This window comes from Cohaesibacter intestini, assembly GCF_003324485.1.
Classification (GTDB): Bacteria; Pseudomonadota; Alphaproteobacteria; order Rhizobiales; family Cohaesibacteraceae; genus Cohaesibacter; species Cohaesibacter intestini.
The window spans coordinates 316,947-334,985 of the sequence record NZ_QODK01000002.1 but is presented as its reverse complement, the minus strand read 5'-3'; the positions used below and the strand labels follow the sequence as shown (position 1 = coordinate 334,985).

Here is an 18,039-nt window from a genome sequence, read left to right as displayed (position 1 = left end):
GATAGACGAGGTTTGGATCAATCCTGCGGCTCGGCGAGGTGTTTTTCCAGCCAATGGATGTCATAGTCACCGTTTGCGATGTCGGGATTGTCTACCAGATCGCGGAACAGCGGCAGAGTTGTGTCGATGCCATCAACCACGAACTCGTCGAGCGCGCGACGCAGGCGCATCATGCATTCCACACGGTTGCGACCAATAACAATCAACTTGCCGATCAGGCTGTCATAATAGGGTGGAATGGAATAGCCCTGATAGACACCGGAATCGACGCGGACACCAAGGCCGCCCGGAGGATGGTAGTGGGAGATCTTGCCCGGAGATGGCACAAAGGTCTTGGCATTCTCGGCATTGATGCGACATTCAATGGCGTGGCCAGAGAAGGTCACATCGGACTGCTGGATGTCGAGGCCAATGCCGGCGGCAATCTTCAATTGCTCATGGACGAGATCGATGCGGGTGATCATTTCGGTGACCGGATGCTCGACCTGCAGACGGGTGTTCATTTCGATGAAATAGAACTCGCCATCTTCATACAGAAACTCGATGGTGCCTGCACCGGAATAACACAACTGCTTCATGGCGTCGGCGCAGATTTCGCCGATCCGGTTCTGCTGCTCGGTATTCAGGGCAGGGGAACAGGCCTCTTCCCATACCTTCTGGTGCCGGCGCTGCAAGGAGCAGTCGCGTTCGCCCAGATGGATGGCATGGCCATTGCCGTCACCCAGAACCTGTACTTCGATGTGGCGCGGTTTGGCGAGATACTTCTCGATATAGACGGTGGAATCGCCAAAGTTCGCAGAGGCCTCGGCGCGTGCGGTAGAGAAGGCGCGCGCCATGTCTTCGGACTTGTGGACCACCTGCATGCCCTTGCCGCCGCCGCCGGAGGCGGCCTTGATCAGCACCGGATAGCCCATGTCTTCGGCAAGACGGATGGCTTCCTCGGCATCGACAACGCTGCCGTCAGAGCCGGGAACCACCGGGATACCCAGACGTTTGGCGGTCTGCTTGGCGGCAATTTTATCGCCCATGATGCGGATATGTTCAGCCTTCGGGCCGATGAAGCCGATATTGTGGTCTTCCAGCGCCTGCGCGAAACGGGCATTTTCCGACAGGAAACCATAGCCCGGATGAACCGCATCAGCGCCGGTAATTTCACAGGCGGCAATGATGTTGACGATGTTGAGGTAGCTGTCTCTGGCCGCAGGTGGGCCGATGCAGACGCTCTCGTCGGCGAGTTTGACATGCATGGCCTCGGAATCGGCGGTGGAATGAACGGCCACCGTCTGAATCCCCAGCTCCTTACAGGCACGCAAAACGCGAAGGGCAATTTCGCCTCGGTTTGCGATCAGAACCTTAGAAAACATGAATTTCCCCTAGACTCCACAGCATTCCGGGTGTGCCAGAATGCTGCAAGATAAGTTTGTTTGGCAGGCGCCTTATTCGATGATGACCAGCGGCTCGTCATATTCGACAGGCTGCGCGTTATCAACGAGGATTGCCGTTACCGTGCCAGAGCGTGGCGCAGGGATGTCGTTCATGGTTTTCATGGCTTCGACGATCATCAGAGACTGGCCTTCTGTGACCTTGTCGCCAACGGAGATAAAGTTTGGTGCACCTGGCTCTGGTGCCAGATATGCGGTGCCAACCATCGGGGAGCGAACCGCATTGGGATTGGATGCATTGTCCGATGCAGCAGGAGCGGCAGCAGCCACAGGGGCAGGAGACACTGGCGCAGCAACAGGCGCAGGAGCTGCTGCCGCCGGAGCCGCATAGGTCGCCTGCTGGATGATCACTTCCCGAGCAACTCGAATGCGCAAGTCATTTTGCTCGACTTCGATTTCCGTCAGATCTGTTTCCTGAACCAGTTCTGCCAGCTGACGGATGAAGTCAGGATCAAGTTTGCTTTTGTCTTTTGTCATTTGTTCGCATTCCGTATTTTCAAAGCAGGATTTTCCCGCTGTTGCGAAAGAGGCTGCAGGGTGACGGTTTACCTGTCACGCTTGCCAAGATGGGTCACGAGGGCTTCCATCGCCATAGTATATCCGTCCACGCCCAGACCGCATAGAACAGCCATTGCGACCGGAGAGACATAGGATTTGTGGCGGAAGGTTTCCCGTGCATGAATATTGGACAGATGGACTTCGATAACGGTCAGGCCGCTTGCGCGGATCGCATCATGAAGGGCAACTGACGTATGGGAATAGGCGGCTGGGTTGATGATCAGGCCTTTTGCCTTTTGTCCGGCTTCCTGAATCCAGTCAACCAACTCGCCTTCATGATTGCTTTGGCGGAAATCCACCGACACGCCCAGTTCCGATGCCTTTTTGTGACAAGCCGCTTCAACGTCACTCAGGGTCAGGGTCCCGTAAATACCAGGTTCTCTTGTTCCAAGTAGATTGAGGTTGGGACCGTTAAGAACGAAAATCGTGTCTGTCATTGTATTATCCAAGTGAATTTCAGCCACGGCCGGGATCACATTCTTGTTACCAGCCGTGACGCCAAATATAGGAACTCGTTTTGAGATAGAAAAGAGCAGCACTCCACTCTTTTCTTCTTTGGGAGGGCATTTTGAGTGAGAATTTTGCGAAAAGTAAGACCTTGATCCAGTTCGTTCTTACGTAACGTAATGAATGGCAGTCGGTTTGTGCCGACTGCCGTCTTTTCTGAACACAAAACCCACGGCCTCCCCGTGTTGTGCTCCGCTCTTAACAACTGGTGGAGCCGCAGGAGCGCACCTCTTTGATTTTGCCAATCAGAACGTCTGCGGGCACAAAGCCGGGAATCACTTCATCGCCAATGATGAAACCGGGGGTGCCGGTCAGTTGCAGAGATTCTGCGAGACGGTAATTCTCTTCAATTGGCTTGAGCAGGGCGCGGTCTTCGAAGCGTTTTTCGAGGTCGTCGCGGGAGATGCCAAGTTTTTCAGCGACACGCAGCGCCGATTCCTTGTTGGCCCGGCCGCGCAGGGTCATCATGTCTTTATGGAAGTCCCAGTATTTTTCGGGCGCTTCTTCAGAGACAGCCATGGCGACGAGGGCGGCTTCCATGGAGGGCTGACCGAGCACCGGCCATTCCTTGACAATGAAGCGCAGATTTTTGTCACTTTCGAGCAGGTCGATCATGCTGGAGAAGGCTTGCTTGCAGTATCCGCAGTTATAGTCGAGAAATTCTACCAGTGTGACGTCACCATCCGGGTTGCCAAACACGACCTGTCCTTCGGCGCTGAGCAGAGCTTCCTTGTTATCAGCCAGTGCCTGTTTGGCCTGCTCCGCCCGTTCTTCGCGGTCGGCTGCTTCCCGCTTGGCGTCTTCCGCCCGAAGGAGACCGAAGACGTCGCGGATGACGCTCGGATTTTCCAGCAGATAGTCTTTGACGATCTTTTCGATTTCCTGTTTCTGATCGGCATCAAAGCTTTCAGCAGCGGACGGCGTTGCGGTGAAGCCGAAGGCCGCAAGGGAGATGATCAGGCTGGCGGTCAGGTTTTTCAATGAGCGCATGAATGAAGACATCCTCTTTTGTCTCGTGTCGAAGCGTTGGTCTGTTGGCGGGTGCCCTGACCATCGCGCGGTGTCGCGAAGTTGGTTGCAGAATAGGCGAAATCGGCGTGGCTGCGTCGTATAAATGCGAATACTCACTGGAAAGTGAAGTTATTGCGGTGAAAGGCACGCCGTTGCCAGCCTAAAGGGCCATCAGTTAAAGGCGTGGTGGTTTGTAGGACAGAATGTCATCGGCCTGCAGCCATTCTGGGCTGCCGCGCGGCAGTTTCTTCTGGGCTCGGGCGGCCATCGCCTTGGCCGAACGGATGTCTCCTGCTGCAAAGTAGCCGTTGGCGGTCGCGATCTCGGCGAAAGCGCGATTGCCCAACTGGTCGTAGGCTTGGGCCAGAAGCCGATAGCCGAGCCCCAGATCGGGGTCATTTTGCAAGCCACGGCGCAAATGGTCGACCGCTTGGCGGTAGTTGCGGTTGGACTTTGACGAGAGAATCGCCTGCCCCAGCATGACCCGCAAAATGCCTTCATTGGGCTTCATTGAAATAGCCGTGTTGAGCGGTGCAATCGCGCGGTCTCCATTGCCGGTTTCGAGCAAAATCTGGCCTTTCAACTCCCAGAAATAGGGATGGTTGGGGGCTGCCTTCAACAGACCGTCGACCATCTTCAGCGCCCTTTTGTGGCTGCCGAGGCGATAGGTGACGATGGCTTGCGCATAGCGGTCGGCAAGACTGTTGCCCTTGAACATCCGCATGGTGCGTTTTCCATTGAAGGTGAAGGCCGCAAGTTTGGCGCGGACCAGATCGTGGCGGGCCTGCAGTTGGACGCTGTCCTTGCGGTTGAAGAATTTGCTTTTCTTCGCCAACCGTTCGATTTGGCCAATGCGTTCGCGAGGCAGCGGATGGGAACGAATATAAGGATCAACGAAATTGCCCGAGAAAAGGGCCTGATCGGCGAACCGCTCGAAGGTGGTCAGCATGCCTTTGGCGGATTGGCCTGTGCGCTGCAGATACCGGATGGCTGCACGGTCGGCGGCCGTCTCCTCGGTTCGGGCATAGTTGAGGAAAGTGCGTTGCGCGATGCCCTGTGAACCGGCCGCAATGGCCGTGCCTGCCTGTGCTGCACTGGCATTGCCCGAGGCCGCACCGGCGGCGGCAGCACCTGCCCCCAGAATCATGCCAATGGCGGCGATGGTTTGAGCCCCTTCAATGGCCTGACGCAGACGAATGAGGTGGCCACCAGCGATGTGACCGGTTTCGTGGGCAATGATGCCAATCACTTCATTCGGAGTTTTGGCGGTGATCAGCGTGCCGGTGTTGATGAACATCCGTTTGCCGTCGACGACAAAGGCATTCAATGCGGGGTCGTTGACAAGGTGGATACGGATATTCTGCGGCTTGAGGCCTGCTGCCTTGAAGATCGGGCGGGCATAGTCGCGGATCAGTTCTTCGGTTTCTGCATCGCGCACCAGCTTGATCCGACCACGCTGGGCCTCGGCGGATGTGGCATGCAGCAATGGCGTCAGGCCAATCAGACCGGCGAGCAGACCAGTCAACAGTTTGGTGCTGGCCTTGTGGGGTGCGGGGCCTGCACGCACTGGACGATGGTCGACCAGTGAGAAGGGTAGAAGTTTGCGCAAAGACTTGATACCAAAGCCTTGAACCATGATCACAACCTCTTTTCGTGCCTGATTTTCGCACCAGTGATCGGCCATTGGCATGCCGGACTGGTCTGGAAACGGAGTGCTCCTCGGGGAGCTTTCCCGCCAGTCTGCATCCTCAGTGGGTGAAAATATGGCACAACAGGACAAGAGCGCAAAAAGGAAAAGACAAATGCTCAGGATTTCCAAACGCGGTGCGATCCAGCCGTTTCTGGCGATGGATGTGATGGCGCGGGCCAATGCGCTGGAAAAGGACGGCCAACAGATCGTCCATATGGAGGTCGGGCAGCCCGGAGCGCCCGCGCCCCGTCTGGTGCGCGAGGCGGCGGAAAAGGCGCTGATTGACGGGCGCATCGGCTATACCGACGCAATGGGCATTGCACCGCTCAAAGAGCGGATTGCGCAGCATTACATGGACCAATATGGGGTATCGGTGTCGCCTGATAGCATTGCCGTCACCACCGGGTCGAGTGCAGGGTTCAATCTGGCATTTTTGGCATTGTTTGAGGTCGGCGATCGTGTGATTCTGCCAAGCCCCGGCTATCCTGCCTATCGCAACATCTTGGCGGCGCTGGGTCTCGAGGTGGTCGAGGTGGAAACAAGGGCAAAAGATCGTTGGTGCCTGACGGCGCAGGCCATTCGCTCGGCGCATGCCCAGAAGCCTGTCAAAGGCGTGTTGATTGCCTCGCCCGCCAATCCGTCTGGCACGATCATGGAGCCTGACGCTCTGCAATCGGTGATCGAGACTTGCGAAGAGCTTGGTATCTGGTTCATTTCCGACGAGATCTATCACGGGCTTGATTATGGCATGAAGGCGGAGACTGCCCTTCGCTATTCCCCCAATGTGGTGATCATCAACTCCTTCTCCAAATATTATTGCATGACCGGTTGGCGGATCGGCTGGATGGTGCTGCCTGAACAGGCCCGGCGCTCTGTCGAGTGCCTTGGCCAAAGCCTTTATATTTCTGCACCGATGCTTTCTCAGGTGGCGGCGATTGCTGCTTTTGATGCGCGCGAGGAACTCGAAGGCATCAAGGCGGGCTATGGGCGCAACCGGGCCTTTCTGAAAGAAGCCCTGCCTGCGTTGGGGTTGGGCGACTTCATGCCGATGGATGGCGCTTTCTATGCCTATTGCAATGTCAGCCGACTGACCAATGACTCGATGGATTTTGCCAAACGGTCATTGACCGAGGCTGGTGTCGCTTTGACGCCGGGCGCCGACTTCGATACCACGCGCGGCCATCATTATGTGCGGATGTCTTTTGCCGGGACCGAAGAGGATATGCATGAAGCGGTTCGGCGTCTGAAGGCATGGTTGTGATCGGAACGATCAGCCCTGGTTGCCAATAAAAAAGGCCGCCCCGATATCGGAGCGGCCTTTTTGATGCGTTTGTTCTGGAAGCCTAGAGGAAACCGGAGCGGTTCCACCAGCCAGAGCGTTTCGGACGCTTGTCTTCCGGCTTTGTTTCTTCCTGTTCGGTCGATGCCTTGGCAGACGTCTCCGGTGTCTCGCCTTCGCCCTCTGGGGCTTTGGCTGCGTCGTCTTCGCTTTCGGCCTCAGCAGCATCGGAGGACTCGGTTGCCGGTGCTGCCTCTTCTGGCTGACTATCGGTCACCGCTTCTGCTTTTTCCTCAACAACAGGCGCTGCTTCTTCGCTCTCAAGAACCGGCGCAGCAGCAGTGTCAGAAACCACGTCTTCAACTGCCTCTGCAGGCGCGGCCTCGGCAGGCGTATCTGCGACTGGCGCTTCATCTGTCGGGGTTTGCGCAACAGGTTCAGGGCTGTCAGTGCTTTCCGCCTGTGTGGCTTCATCACCAGCCGTGTCTGCTACAGAACCGGATTCAGATGGCGTTTCAGAGGATGCTTCGTTGCTGTTGGCGTTGTCACCGTCAGCGTCCGTGTTGGTCTCACCGTCGTTGCCATCGGCGGACATGTCGTCCTGACCATTGCGGTTGCGACGGTTGCGACGACCACCCCGACGGCCGCGGCGGCGGCTCTTTTTGGGCTTGTCTTCGTTGCCTTCCTCGTCCGATGCAGACTGTTCTTCATTGTCACTGCCATTGTCGGACTCGTCGTCAGACTGATCGTCCGACGAATTCTGTGCATCGGCTTGCATGTCCGAGTTGGACTTGCGGCGACGACGACGGCGGCGGCGCTTTTTCGAGCTGCTTTCCTCGTCGCGTTCGCGGTCTTCCTGAATCTCGGTTTCCGTCAGATCGTCATCCAGATCATCGGTCAGGATCATCGACACAGTCTGGGTTGGCGCAACTGGCTGTTCCAGCGGCTCGCCCCGTTCGATTTCCAGATGTTTGCCTTCCAGGCTGTCATCCACCTCGATGGTGATGGAGACGCCAAAGCGGTTTTCCAGCTCAAACAGATTGTTTCGTTTCTGGTTGAGGATATAGAGCGCCACATTGGTGCGGGTCTTGACGACCACATGGTGGGTCACACCCTTGAGCAAATGATCTTCAATGGTCCGCAGGATCAGCAAGGCCACAGAGGCTGCTGCACGCACATAGCCGGTGCCATGGCAATGCGGGCAGGGGTCCATGGTGCTTTCCAGCACGCCGGTGCGAATGCGCTGGCGGGACATTTCAAGCAGCCCGAAATGGGAAATGCGACCAACCTGAATGCGGGCGCGATCTGACTTCAAGCAGTCCTTCAGACGCTTCTCAACCGCACGGTTGTTGCGTTTCTCTTCCATGTCGATGAAATCGATGACCACAAGGCCAGCCAGATCGCGCAAGCGGAGCTGACGCGAAATCTCTTCGGCTGCCTCAAGGTTGGTCGACAGGGCGGTGTCTTCGATATTGTGCTCGCGGGTAGAGCGACCGGAGTTGACGTCGATGGAGACGAGCGCTTCGGTCTGATCAATGACGATATAGCCGCCGGACTTGAGGGTGACCTGCGGGCTGAACATTGCGTCGAGCTGGCTCTCGATGCCCATGCGGGTAAAGATCGGCTGTGGCTCGCGATAAGGCTGAACATTCCGGGCATGGCTCGGCATCAGCATCTTCATGAAGCCCTTGGCTTCCTTGTAGCCTTCATCGCCCGCCACAAGGACCTGATCGATATCCTTGTTATAGAGGTCCCGGATGGATCGCTTGATCAGCGAGCCCTCCTCATAGACCAACAATGGCGCTGCCGACTTCAAGGTCAGATCGCGGACATTCTCCCACAGGCGCAAGAGATATTCGAAGTCACGCTTGATTTCGGTCTTGGTGCGCGAGGCACCAGCGGTGCGCAGGATGACGCCCATGCCGTCGGCCACTTCAAGGTCAGAGGCGATCTGCTTGAGACGCTTGCGGTCGGTGACATTGGTGATTTTGCGGGAGATGCCGCCGCCACGGGCGGTGTTTGGCATCAGAACCGAGTAGCGGCCAGCCAGCGAGAGGTAGGTGGTCAGGGCTGCGCCCTTGTTGCCACGTTCTTCTTTCACCACCTGCACAAGCAGGATTTGGCGGCGCTTGATAACTTCCTGAATTTTATACTGACGGGTGCGACGGCGGGAGCGGCGCTCCGGCACTTCTTCCAAGGCGTCTTCGGCACCAACATGCTCGACATCGGACTCTTCATCGCTGTCGTCGTCTTCATCGTCCTCGTCATCGACGGCTTCAAACGAGACATGGTCTTCGTCGTCCAGCTCTTCCGCTTCCTCGATGTCTTCCGGATCGGCGCTGACGCTTTCTGCTTCGGCAACGGCGTGGGCCTGAGCCGGTGGTGTCCCGGATCCGTCGCTGTCGTCGGAGGCGTCGTCTTTGCTCAGATCAATCGCGGCCTCGTCGCCTTCATAGGCGGTGACAAACGCTTCGTCATCTGAAGGTGCGCTTTCCGGAGCAGACGTTGGTTCCGTAGCGGATCCTGCATCGCCAGCGTCTGCAACGACAGGCGCATCAGTGGTTTCAGAAGAAGACGACGCAGCAGCATCAGCAGCGGCTTCCACGTCCGTTGCTTCACTCTGTTCGTTTGTCGTTTCCTGAGCCTCAGTTGCCTGAGCTTCTGCCTTGTCTTCCGCATTCTTGCGGCTGGACCGCGAAGAGCGACGGCGCGACTTGCGCGGCTTCTTCTCTTTGCTGGGCTTTTCCTTCTCGGAACTTGCCTCTACATCATCATCATCGTTGCCATGGCCTTTTTCTTCTTCCAGAAGAGCCTGACGATCGGCAACCGGGATTTGATAATAGTCCGGATGAATTTCACTAAAAGCGAGAAAGCCATGGCGATTGCCACCGTAATCGACGAAAGCCGCCTGCAGAGAAGGTTCAACTCTGGTGACTTTGGCTAGATAGATATTGCCACGCAATTGTTTGCGATTGGCGGACTCGAAGTCGAATTCCTCAACCCGATTGCCGCGTACGACAACCACCCGGGTTTCCTCCGGATGCGTCGCATCAACGAGCATTTGATTTGCCATTGGGTAATGTCTCCACGAAACAGCGCGCCGACAACCGTTCTGGCCAATGCTTCAGGCACCCGGCAGGTTCGCGTTATTCCGTTTTTGTCTGATGACGACCTTGCCTTTCGCTGTGGAAGGATATGCAAACCGTCCAAAGCCAGGGCGTGCAGTCTTGCTGCAATGCTGTCTCTGGAGTTGGGGCCGGTTCTCATATGCATGACCAGGCGAGATCCTCTTGTTTTCAATTTCGTACCCGGCATGGCCTTTGTGAAGGTATCCGGGTCGGGGTTCTGGGCCTACAGACGGGGGCACGTTTCTCATGCACCCCTTGCTGCGGCGGAAAAATCGGTGTGTCAGGCTAAATATCTGACTTGTTTAGGCATTTTGCATCAAGCTTGGTATGTCCGAGGCGTCTGCGCATCTCGCGAGGCGTCACGTTTCGTGTTGATCAGTCTTCCTGCATCTGACCACCTGCCGCGTGTGCTGATGGGGCAAAAAGCCAGATCGTAACAGCGGACAGTCGAATCGGATCATTGCTATGCAACAATGGCCTTTCATCTTTGTAGGGTTCCTAAATCAAATATGCAAGTCTTGGTCCAGATTTAGCTCATCTTTAGACGGGTTTTTAAAGCTGAACATCATACGTGCGAATCCTCACTACCAACTTTCTGTCAAGAGGGGGTTAACCTCGGGGCGATTATGGTTTAGCAACTGTTGCCAAATCGAACCGCGGCATGGTTCGCCCCAGCCAAGGAATGCTTCAAGAGTGCGCCTATGATATTGTCCAATCTGTCTCGCCACATGCGTCACTGTCTGGTGGTCTGCCTGTTCGTGACCCTGACCCTCGCCGGTTTGGGTGTTGTGGGGTTGCAGGCTGCCACGAAAGCGCCCGCAGCCAAGGTCGAGAGCGACAGCGGGGCAGTGGTCGTGCAGGCTGTACGCACCTCTGGCGACGGCAAGACGGCCAAATTTGTGCTTGATGTCTCCCGCCCTGTCAGCTTCAGCGTGTTTGCTTTGGCCGAGCCCTATCGTCTGGTGATCGACTTACCGGATCTGGATTTCGAGATGGCCCATTCGATGGCGCAGGTCGAGCGTGGCATGGTGCGCAATTTCCGTTTCGGCAATTTTGGCGACCAGCGGTCCCGGATTGTGCTTGATCTGAATGGCCCGGCCAAAGTGATGAAGGCTTATAGCTTGCCTGCCGTTGACGACAACGAGGCGCGGCTGGTGATTGAATTGTCGCGCGTCGATGAACGTGAATTCTCCGAACAGTCGCTCAGGGATGTTATTCGTGTTGAAGTCGAGGGCGCGGAGGCGGCAAAAGTCGCGACCCTGTCGGCGCATCCTTTGGCAAAAGATCGCAAGGATGCAGATCCGAGGCCATTGGTGGTGCTCGATCCGGGGCATGGCGGCATCGATACTGGCGCTGTTTCGCCCAAGGGGCATGTCGAGAGCAAGCTGGTGTTGGCCTTTGCTCTTGCGTTGCGCGAAAATTTGCTGGCCGATGGGCGGTTCCGGGTGGCGATGACCCGTGAAACGGACACATTCATTTCTTTGTCCAAGCGGGTGGCCTTTGCCCGGGCTCGCCATGCAGATCTGTTCGTCTCAATACATGCGGATACTGTGAGGCAAAGCTATGTTCGAGGGGCTACTGTCTACACCTTGTCCGACAAGGCGTCTGACGCAATTGCTGCTGATCTGGCGCATCGAGAGAATCGCTCGGATTTGCTCGCCGGTCTTGAGATGGAAGAAAAGGATGATGTGGTCGCGGATATTCTGATTGATTTGACGCGGCGCGAGACCTCCAATCATTCTTCTCTTTATTCCCGCACCCTTGTCGGAGCGCTGGAATCCAGCATTCGACTCGCCAAGCGTCCGCAACGGTCAGCCGGGTTCAAGGTGTTGAAGGCACCTGACATTCCGAGCGTCCTGTTGGAGCTTGGCTATTTGTCAAACAAGGAGGATCAGTCGGCTCTGACCTCCAAGACATGGCAGAAGAAGGCCATCCAATCGATCAGCAAGTCGATCGAGATGTTCTTTGCCCGCCGTTCCACCCATAGCAGTGGACTTTTCACCAAAAGTTCTGGCTGATCGGCAACAATCTGCCGTGTTGCAATTGTCGTGACAAATTCCTGACTCATTCTGGATGCAGCAAACGCGCAACAGGTCAGCCCTTTTGCTGCCCCAATGTCATGTGAGTGTTGCAAATTGAAATCGGGCAGAATAAGTCTTTGCCTTAGCGGTGTGGTATGCGATTTGCTCGCGCGACGATTCTTGGAGCATTGCGCGGATCGCTGAGCGCACCATGCAAGGGGCTGCCGTTGGGTGATCGACGGGCAACCTGCCTGGGCGACAGGGTGAGCGACAGGGCGGGCCAACAGAAGCAATAGGGACAGATATGATAATTTGGCGATTCTTCGGCTTTCTTTTTGCCGCAGGTTCCGTTCTGTTCATCGTAGCGGCGATGGCTGTCTATATTTTCCTCAACTCCATGATGCAGGGGCTGCCGGACTTTACGGCGCTGAGGAATTATGAGCCGCCCGTGATGACACGCATTCATGCAGGCAATGGTGAGCTGATGGCAGAATATGCCCGCCAGCGTCGCCTGTTCCTGCCGATTCAGGCTATTCCGGATCGTGTGAAACAGGCCTTCCTGTCCGCCGAGGACAAGAATTTCTATGATCATGCGGGTATCGATTATTTCGGCATTGGTCGCGCCGTGTTGACCAACATCCGAAATTATGGGCAGAACCGCCGTCTGGTTGGTGCTTCGACGATTACCCAGCAGGTCGCAAAGAACTTTCTTCTTACCTCCGAGCAGTCTTATGAGCGCAAGATCAAGGAAGCCCTGTTGTCGATGCGTATCGAACAGGCCTTCAGCAAGGATGAGATCCTTGAACTCTATTTGAACGAGATTTTTCTTGGTATCGGCTCCTACGGGATTGGCTCAGCGGCTCTGCACTATTTTGACAAGTCGGTGCATGAGCTCAATCTGGCAGAAATCGGTTATCTGGCTGCTTTGCCGAAAGCGCCGAACAATTATCACCCGATCCGTCGAACCGATAAGGCCATCGAGCGGCGCAACTGGGTGATCGATCAGATGGTCAATAATGGCTATGTGACGGTCGAGGAGGCCAATCAGGCCAAGGCCATGGATCTGGAAGTGAAGATGCGTTCGCGCGGTGCGCACATCTTCGCCGCGGACTATTTTGCCGAAGAGGTGCGCCGTTGGATCGGTGAAGAATTTGGTGAAGACAAACTCTATAATGGTGGCCTGTCTGTGCGGACCTCGCTGAATGTCGGGCTGCAACAGGAAGCCCGCAAAGCCCTGAGCGATGGCCTCGTTGCATTTGACCACACCAAGGGGTGGCGCGGGCCGGTGACGACCATCGATCCTTCTGGCGATTGGGGACGCAAGCTTGCCAAGGTTGAGCCGCTGAGTGATGTGCCGGAATGGCAATTGGCTGTCATCCTGTCGGCAGAGGGCAAGGAAGCGAGCGTTGGCTTGCGGCCCGAAATTGACGAGACGGGTAAATTGTCTGCGGAGCGGACGACCGGTGTGATTTCGGTTTCCGACCTCAAATGGGCCAAATGGGAAAGTGGTGATCGCAAGGGCAAAGCTGTCAAAGCGGTGTCCGATGTGTTTCAGCCCGGCGATGTGGTCTATGTCAGCAGCAAGGGCGAGGGGAGCAAATATGACCTTCAGCAGGTGCCAGAAGTCTCTGGTGCGCTGATCGCCATGGATCCCTATACGGGGCGTGTGCTTGCCATGGCTGGCGGCTTTTCCTTTGCCCAGAGCCAGTTTAACAGGGCCACGCAGGCCTACCGTCAGCCCGGCTCTTCCTTCAAGCCGTTTGTCTATGCAACGGCACTGGACAACGGCTATACGCCGTCCAGTGTGGTCATGGATGCGCCGATCGAAATCCAGCAGGGTGGTGGTCAGGGCATCTGGCGACCCCAAAACTATGGTGGCAAATTCTATGGTCCATCTACCCTGCGCCTTGGCATTGAGCGGTCACGTAACGTGATGACCGTGCGTCTGGCGCAGGATATGGGCATGCCTCTGGTGGCGGAATATGCACAACGGTTCGGCATCTATGACAATCTGATGCCTGTGCTTTCCATGGCTCTGGGGGCCGGTGAGACGACCGTGCTGCGGATGGCAACGGCCTATTCCATGCTGGCCAATGGCGGGCGACGGATTACGCCGACATTTGTCGACCGGGTGCAGGATCGCTATGGCAAGACCATCTACAAACATGACCAGCGGATTTGTGAACAATGCAATGTTCAGAGCTGGGCCTATCAGGATGAGCCTCAGGTCGTTGACAATCGGGAACAGGTGCTCGATCCGATGACCGCCTATCAGATCACCTCCATGATGGAGGGGGTCGTGCTGCGCGGCACTGCGCCGGTTGTGCGTAAGGTAGGCAAGCCGATTGCTGGCAAGACCGGCACCACCAACGACGAGCGCGATGCCTGGTTTGTGGGCTACTCGCCGGATCTGGTGGTTGGCGTCTATGTGGGCTATGACCGGCCGCGGCCGATGGGACGCAAGGCGTCAGGTGGTGGATTGGCAGCCCCGATCTTTACCGACTTCATGAAGGTGGCATTGGCTGATCAGCCGAAAAAGCCTTTCCCGGTTCCGGAAGGGTTGCAGCTCATTCCGATTGATCGTCGCACAGGCTTGCGGGAGTCAGCCAGTGGCGAAGGGGTGATTCTGGAAGCCTTCAAGCCCGGCACTGCGCCGCCTGACAGCTATTCGATCATCGGTTTCACCGAGGATATGGGGCGCCCGGTTTCCGCCCAGGAAGCCGAACGGGCCTTGACGCAAGGCACGGGCGGTCTGTATTAAGACCCATCATTTTCTTTCAGTCAGGCGGATGGCGTATTTGCGGCATCCGCTTTGTCATGAACGGTTGCCGGGCAGGGATGCTTCCTCCCGGTTTTTTGAAAGCAAAGCGAAAAGACAATGCGCGCAGAAATTCAAAATGTGGTCGACGAAATCAAGCAGGGTCTTGCTCTGCTGAGGAGGCATCTTTGACTGGGATACAGCCCAGAAACGCCTTTTAGAGTTGAATAATCTCGCCGAAGATCCAACCTTGTGGAACGATCCGCAGGAAGCCCAGAAGCTGATGCAGGAGCGCCAGAAGCTGGAATCGGCGATCAATGGTTTCAATCGTGCCACGCAGGATCTGGAAGACTCGATCGAACTCATCGAAATGGGTGAGATGGAAGAGGATGCCGATATCGTTGCGGACGCCGAGGCGACCTTGCAGGGATTGCTTTCCGAGATCACGCGTCAGCAGATCGAAACCCTGTTGTCCGGTGAGGCCGATAGCAATGATTGCTATATCGAGGTGCATTCGGGTGCCGGTGGTACGGAGAGTCAGGACTGGGCGTCCATGCTGCTGCGCATGTATACGCGCTGGGCCGAGAAGGCGGGCTTCAAGGTCGAGGTCATGGAAGTGACGCCGGGCGAGGAAGCGGGCATCAAGGCTGCGACCATTATGGTCAAGGGCGAGAATGCCTATGGCTGGGCCAAAACGGAGAGTGGCGTGCATCGTCTGGTGCGCATTTCGCCCTTTGATAGTCAGGCGCGTCGCCATACCTCATTCTCCTCGATCTGGGTCTATCCGGTGATCGATGATTCCATCGATATCGAGATCAATGAGAGCGATTGCCGCATTGATACCTACCGCGCCTCCGGGGCGGGTGGTCAGCACGTCAATACGACCGACTCTGCGGTTCGTATCACGCACCAGCCGACGGGCATTGTGGTGCAATGTCAGAACCAGCGCTCCCAGCACAAAAACCGGGCGCAGGCTTGGGACATGCTCAAGGCGCGTTTGTATGAGCGCGAGTTGCAGATCCGCGAAGACAAGGCCAATGCGGAGGCGGCCAGCAAGACTGATATTGGCTGGGGTCATCAGATCCGGTCGTATGTCTTGCAGCCCTACCAACTGGTCAAGGATTTGCGTACCGGGGTGGAAAGCACCAGTCCGGGGGATGTGCTTGATGGTGCCTTGACACCTTATATGGAAGCGGCGCTTGCTCAGCGCGCTTATGGCGATGGCGACGAAACGCCAATCGAAGACATTGTCTGATCTGATTGATCGACAAAAGAAAAGCCCGGTTTCGACCGGGCTTTTTTGTGCCTGCATTTCGCTGCTGTTATTTCAAAGACGCGTCGGATCAAATCAGGTGCCGAAGCTCTTTTCCTGCAGACAGGAAGGCGTAAGGATCAACAGCCTTGCCGTGGACGCGGGTCTCAAAGTGCAAGTGCGGCCCGGTTGATCGGCCCGAGGAACCGACCTTGCCCAGAATAGTGCCCTTGTTGACCTTTTCGCCCTTCTTCGCCAATGCCTTGCTCATATGGGCATAGCGGCTGATGACGCCGCCGCCATGATCCACTTCAACCATGATACCATAACCGGAAATGCGACCGGACCGGGTTACGACACCGCTGCCGGAGGCGCGAATGGATGTGCCATACCGTTCCGCCAAATCGACACCGGAATGCATCGACATGCGATTCAGGAACGGATCCTTGCGAACGCCAAAGCGGCTTGACAGGCGTGCCGTGGGCAATGGATGGGAGATGGGAAGCCTGCTGACATTGCGCTTGAGTTGCATGAAATGGTCGAGTGCCAGTGTCACCTGTTCGGCTTTTTCCGCCAGTTCGTCATGATCAAGTTCTGCGGTGATCGGGACATAAGGTCCACCGACCGCCAGTTGCTCGGATTTTTCGATCTTCACGCCAAGCTTGGCAATGCGCTGTTCGACGCTGGCGGTCTTTTTGCGAATGTCATTGAGCAGATTGTGCAGGATGGCCTGACTGTCGAGCATCTCGGTTTCCAAACGGCTGGCTGCGTCTGCCAACTTGACGATGGTGGTGTTGTCTTCCTTCACTTCCAGCGTATCGATGATCGAAGTCGGCTTCAACCCGAGGGGCGCTGTATCAGCCACCTGGATGCTGCCGGTCGGCGTCATGTCCTTTGCCAAGCTCTGGGAGGATCGAAAACCCAATTTGGCCAGTTCGCGAAAGCGGTTGGATATGTTTTCTCGGGAATCAAAACCGACATCAAAACCGACATCGACAGCGGATGCTGTAGCCACTTTTGTCGGCATTTCAGCGCTCTGGGCTGGTGCCGTTGCCTGCTTGTCTTTGTTCTTGGCGCGCCATGGGGCGGTTTTGGGAAGGGGAACCTTCAAGTCAGAACGAATCGTCATGCCTGCCTTGCGTGCTTTGTTGAGAATTGGCTCAAGCACCGAGGAATAGGCTTCGAAGTCCGCCTGTTTGCGCATCAGGTTCTGGACATGGGTTTCCATCACCTGCTGATCGATCATCTGACGGCTGGCGACCCGGTCCAGCTGGGCGCGAAGATGGGCAATGCGATCTTCATAGGCATTCTGCGCCAGTGCCTGTTCGGAACGGGAAAAGCTAATGATTTCATCACGAAATACGAGATAGGCGGTGGCAGAGAGATAAAGGCAGCTGAAAATGAGGCCAACGATGATTACGCTCGTCACAATCCACGGACGGATCGTGAAATCCTGCACGACATCACCATGGGCGATGATGATCCGGTGTGGTTCGGTGCGTCTACCGAATTCGCGACGGTTACTCTGGGAAAGCATTTGCATCCATACTCGTTATTTGGCTCGATAGTCAGCCAGACAGCCTCTCCCATTAAGCTGCGAGTATGGTTAATTTTTCGTTACTGATCGTGATTTCAGCGGTTGGTTGAAAGAGCCAATTTCGTTTAGAAACCGTGTGTTAGCGCTTTCCAAATGGTTAATGTGAAAAGCGTCGGCATTGCTAAATATATGCAATTACAGCATTTGCATTTGGTCGCCAGAGCTGCTGCCGCGCCTGCTTTTCAGGGCAGGCGCTGCCTTGCAGGTTATGCCTTCAGTGCCTTGGTGGCTTCGAGCACTTCGGCTGCGTGACCCTTCACTTTGACTTTTGGCCAGATTCTGGCCAGCTTGCCATCTGCATCGATCAGGAAGGTGGAGCGTTCGACGCCCATATAGGTCTTGCCATACATTTTCTTTTCCACCCAGACTCCATAGCCTTCGCAGACCTCTTTTTCCGTATCGGCGGCGAGGGTGACTTTCAGGTCATGCTTGGCGACGAAGTTTTCGTGTTTCTTGACACTATCGGGTGAGATGCCAATGATACCGGCGCCAAGGGCTGCAAAATCATCTGCTAATTGTGTAAAATCCAGCGCTTCGGTCGTGCATCCTGGCGTGTTGTCCTTGGGGTAGAAATAGACGATGACCGGCTGGCCTTTCATGGTGCTCAATGTGATCGTGTTGCCGCCATTGACGGGCAGGGTGAAATCGGGAGCGGGTGCCCCTTCCTGAAGCATTGCTGTCTGATCGCTCATCTGGCCATCCTTTCGACTCTTTCATGTGGCATTGGATTGGTACAGTTTTATTGCCTTGTCTGTCGAATGTCTTGTCCCTTCGCTGTTTCGTTTTCTCATTTACG

Annotated in this window: 12 protein-coding genes; 4 read left to right on the top strand and 8 right to left on the bottom strand. The window is 56.0% G+C overall.

What is annotated here, in order from left to right:
* Positions 1-17: 17 nt before the first annotated feature.
* From accC to DSD30_RS07005, 5 genes are all read right to left on the bottom strand, one after another.
* Positions 18-1,364, bottom strand: a complete 1,347-nt coding sequence (accC, locus tag DSD30_RS07025; RefSeq protein ID WP_114008949.1) for an acetyl-CoA carboxylase biotin carboxylase subunit — start codon at positions 1,362-1,364, stop codon at positions 18-20.
* A gap of 72 nt (positions 1,365-1,436) precedes the next feature.
* Positions 1,437-1,919: an acetyl-CoA carboxylase biotin carboxyl carrier protein gene (gene accB / locus DSD30_RS07020; RefSeq protein WP_114008948.1), complete on the bottom strand. Its 483-nt coding sequence runs from the start codon at positions 1,917-1,919 to the stop codon at positions 1,437-1,439.
* Positions 1,920-1,987: 68 nt separating this feature from the next.
* A complete protein-coding gene (gene aroQ, locus DSD30_RS07015) occupies positions 1,988-2,437 on the bottom strand; it encodes a type II 3-dehydroquinate dehydratase (RefSeq protein ID WP_114008947.1) in 450 nt (149 codons plus the stop codon).
* 268 nt (positions 2,438-2,705) lie between these two features.
* Positions 2,706-3,497: a DsbA family protein gene (locus DSD30_RS07010; RefSeq protein WP_198662864.1), complete on the bottom strand. Its 792-nt coding sequence runs from the start codon at positions 3,495-3,497 to the stop codon at positions 2,706-2,708.
* A gap of 196 nt (positions 3,498-3,693) precedes the next feature.
* Positions 3,694-5,154 (bottom strand): M48 family metalloprotease, encoded by a 1,461-nt coding sequence (locus DSD30_RS07005; protein WP_114009649.1) that lies wholly within the window; start codon positions 5,152-5,154, stop codon positions 3,694-3,696.
* A 166-nt stretch (positions 5,155-5,320) separates the two neighbouring features.
* Between DSD30_RS07005 and DSD30_RS07000 the strand changes: the two genes are divergently transcribed.
* Positions 5,321-6,469, top strand: coding sequence for a pyridoxal phosphate-dependent aminotransferase (locus DSD30_RS07000; protein ID WP_114008945.1), 1,149 nt, complete (start codon positions 5,321-5,323; stop codon positions 6,467-6,469).
* A gap of 82 nt (positions 6,470-6,551) precedes the next feature.
* Here the strand turns inward: DSD30_RS07000 and DSD30_RS06995 are convergent, their stop codons facing one another.
* Positions 6,552-9,560: a ribonuclease E/G gene (locus DSD30_RS06995; RefSeq protein WP_114008944.1), complete on the bottom strand. Its 3,009-nt coding sequence runs from the start codon at positions 9,558-9,560 to the stop codon at positions 6,552-6,554.
* Positions 9,561-10,316: 756 nt separating this feature from the next.
* On the opposite strand from DSD30_RS06995, the gene DSD30_RS06990 reads away from it, so the two are divergent.
* From DSD30_RS06990 to prfB, 3 genes are all read left to right on the top strand, one after another.
* Positions 10,317-11,633, top strand: coding sequence for an N-acetylmuramoyl-L-alanine amidase (locus DSD30_RS06990; protein WP_114008943.1), 1,317 nt, complete (start codon positions 10,317-10,319; stop codon positions 11,631-11,633).
* A 313-nt stretch (positions 11,634-11,946) separates the two neighbouring features.
* A complete protein-coding gene (locus tag DSD30_RS06985) occupies positions 11,947-14,397 on the top strand; it encodes a penicillin-binding protein 1A (protein WP_114009648.1) in 2,451 nt (816 codons plus the stop codon).
* Positions 14,398-14,514: 117 nt separating this feature from the next.
* A protein-coding gene (prfB, locus tag DSD30_RS06980; protein ID WP_114008942.1) for a peptide chain release factor 2 occupies positions 14,515-15,649 on the top strand; the annotation gives its coding sequence in 2 pieces (ribosomal slippage) (positions 14,515-14,583 and positions 14,585-15,649; 1,134 coding nt in all).
* A gap of 88 nt (positions 15,650-15,737) precedes the next feature.
* Here the strand turns inward: prfB and DSD30_RS06975 are convergent.
* Both DSD30_RS06975 and bcp read right to left on the bottom strand, forming a co-directional pair.
* On the bottom strand, positions 15,738-17,183 hold the full coding sequence (locus DSD30_RS06975; protein ID WP_157967601.1) for a M23 family metallopeptidase: 1,446 nt from the start codon (positions 17,181-17,183) through the stop codon (positions 15,738-15,740).
* Between the two features lie 266 nt (positions 17,184-17,449).
* The gene (gene bcp, locus DSD30_RS06970; RefSeq protein ID WP_198662863.1) at positions 17,450-17,935 is read right to left on the bottom strand and encodes a thioredoxin-dependent thiol peroxidase; all 486 of its coding nucleotides are present in this window, start codon (positions 17,933-17,935) and stop codon (positions 17,450-17,452) included.
* Between the last annotated feature and the right edge of the window lie 104 nt (positions 17,936-18,039).

Bases quoted from the DNA above. Each gene is read 5' to 3' on its own strand.
- accC (WP_114008949.1), bottom strand. From the start codon at position 1,364: ATGTTTTCTAAGGTTCTGATCGCAAACCGAGGCGAAATTGCCCTTCGC.
- accB (WP_114008948.1), bottom strand. From the start codon at position 1,919: ATGACAAAAGACAAAAGCAAACTTGATCCTGACTTCATCCGTCAGCTG.
- aroQ (WP_114008947.1), bottom strand. From the start codon at position 2,437: ATGACAGACACGATTTTCGTTCTTAACGGTCCCAACCTCAATCTACTT.
- DSD30_RS07010 (WP_198662864.1), bottom strand. From the start codon at position 3,497: ATGCGCTCATTGAAAAACCTGACCGCCAGCCTGATCATCTCCCTTGCG.
- DSD30_RS07005 (WP_114009649.1), bottom strand. From the start codon at position 5,154: ATGGTTCAAGGCTTTGGTATCAAGTCTTTGCGCAAACTTCTACCCTTC.
- DSD30_RS07000 (WP_114008945.1), top strand. From the start codon at position 5,321: ATGCTCAGGATTTCCAAACGCGGTGCGATCCAGCCGTTTCTGGCGATG.
- DSD30_RS06995 (WP_114008944.1), bottom strand. From the start codon at position 9,560: ATGGCAAATCAAATGCTCGTTGATGCGACGCATCCGGAGGAAACCCGG.
- DSD30_RS06990 (WP_114008943.1), top strand. From the start codon at position 10,317: ATGATATTGTCCAATCTGTCTCGCCACATGCGTCACTGTCTGGTGGTC.
- DSD30_RS06975 (WP_157967601.1), bottom strand. From the start codon at position 17,183: ATGCTTTCCCAGAGTAACCGTCGCGAATTCGGTAGACGCACCGAACCA.
- bcp (WP_198662863.1), bottom strand. From the start codon at position 17,935: ATGAGCGATCAGACAGCAATGCTTCAGGAAGGGGCACCCGCTCCCGAT.